At 44.2% G+C, this 1649-nt stretch carries 3 protein-coding genes; all 3 read right to left on the bottom strand.

Features of this window, described 5'->3' with window-relative positions; translation table 11 throughout:
* Nucleotides 1–419, bottom strand: a 419-nt coding sequence (locus AAEY72_RS14105; RefSeq protein ID WP_352311120.1) for a multicopper oxidase domain-containing protein, incomplete at its 3' end; no start/stop codon positions are given.
* 118 nt (nt 420–537) lie between these two features.
* On the bottom strand, nt 538–1173 hold the full coding sequence (locus tag AAEY72_RS14100) for a DUF411 domain-containing protein (RefSeq protein ID WP_352311118.1): 636 nt from the start codon (nt 1171–1173) through the stop codon (nt 538–540).
* A gap of 132 nt (nt 1174–1305) precedes the next feature.
* Nucleotides 1306–1649 (bottom strand): c-type cytochrome (locus AAEY72_RS14095; RefSeq protein WP_352311116.1); only part of this gene is annotated, 344 nt, incomplete at its 5' end.

The following is a 1649-nucleotide window of genomic DNA, read 5'->3' as shown; positions in this document are numbered from 1 at the left end:
GTACTGTTCGCAGGAATACCATCAAAGCTGATACCTGGCACACCATCCATCTCAAATGGGACGAGCAAGCCATGCCAATGGATAGAGGTCGACTCATTCATCTGGTTATGGACACGGATGGTCACGGTATCGCCTTCTTGCATCTTTAGCGTTGGCGCTGGCAGCGAGTCATTGATGAGGGTTGCCATACTCGACTTGCCATTGACAGTAACGGGCTTCTTGCTGACATACAGGTCAAACTCATTACCGGTTAAGATAGGTACGATATGGTCAGATTTATCACTGTTGACGGCTACGTTTTGTTGACCTTTACCGAGCGTACTATTGGCAATAGACGGCAGTGTGGATAGCATGGATGCCCCTAATAGAGTAGAGGACCCTGTCAAAAAACGCCTGCGGTTAAGCATATTCTTGTTCATAATTATTTACCTAACTTAATCCATGAAATGGGAGTTGAGTCTATATATTTATCAGTCAAGCTTATGTCTTCGACAGCCCATTAATAGAGCTGGATAAGCTATTTAAACGTCACTCAAACTATAATTGCTGCTGCGGTGATTCAATGGTTGCATAAATGGCTGTTGAGCCATCTTTATTAAGCTGCATCACTTTATACGGCATAAATTTATCTTGATATTCCATACCAGGGCTACCAACTGGCATGCCAGGTACGGCAAGGCCAATCGCATCACTTGGTGGGTTTTTTAGGAACTGTGCCATATATTTGGCAGGAACATGACCTTCAAATACGTAGCCGTCAGTAGTGACGGCAGTATGACAAGAGCGCATCTGCTGCGGTACGCTGTAGCGCTCTTTAAACAAGGACAAATCTTCAACGTTCTGTGCGGTTGCATTTAGGCCATGACCTTCGGCATAACCGACCCATTCTTTACAGCAGCCACAATTGGCATCTTTATAGACGGTGGCTGAGATATTTTTTAGGATAGTTGGCTGGGTGTCTGAATGAGCACTGACAGGCATTATTTCGGCTTTTGGTTGCTCTGTTTGCGCGGTTTGCGTAGCGGTCGTTGGCTCAGTCGCTGGTGTTGAGTCAGCAGCAGCGTTAGGTTGACTACAAGCCGCTAATAATAGTGAAGATGTCATCATCACTAAAAGAACACGACCAGATAACCGGTTGTGTTCACTAGAAAATATATTGGTATAGCGTCTCATAAAATCACTCCTGAGCGTTTATCTGACGATCAAATTTATAAAAATTAAAGCCGTAACACTGACCAAAGTAGTATTGGTAAAGCTTAAATCGCAAAAGGCAGCACTATTTAGTACTGCATTTCTTACGAATAATCAATGTTGCATGCCGGATCCATCACCAGACATATCCATCTCACCATCAAATGACATGTCCAACATATCATCGTCTATCCTAGTCGTTAACATGGTGTATTGATTTTCATTTAAGTCAGGTAACGATCTGATAAAAGCGACCATTGCCCACATTCTATCGTCATCGTGCGAAGCGCCCCATGCTGGCATACCTGATGCCATAATGCCGTGTTTGATGGCCCAAAAAGCTTGCTGAGCACCGGCATCGGTCTTATAGCGTTCAACCAGTTCAACATTGGTAAAACTTGGCGGCTTAGGATATAAACTGGCGCTAAAATCAGTGCTTTCTACCCCAGGAGACAAGT

This window comes from Psychrobacter sp. W2-37-MNA-CIBAN-0211, assembly GCF_040309405.1.
GTDB classification, from domain to species: Bacteria; Pseudomonadota; Gammaproteobacteria; order Pseudomonadales; family Moraxellaceae; genus Psychrobacter; species Psychrobacter glaciei.
The sequence above is the reverse complement of the archived record's forward strand: the minus strand, read 5'-3'. Positions and strand labels throughout refer to the sequence as shown.

Coding starts and splice junctions, on each gene's coding strand:
- AAEY72_RS14100 (WP_352311118.1), bottom strand. CDS start 1,173: ATGAGACGCTATACCAATATATTTTCTAGTGAACACAACCGGTTATCT.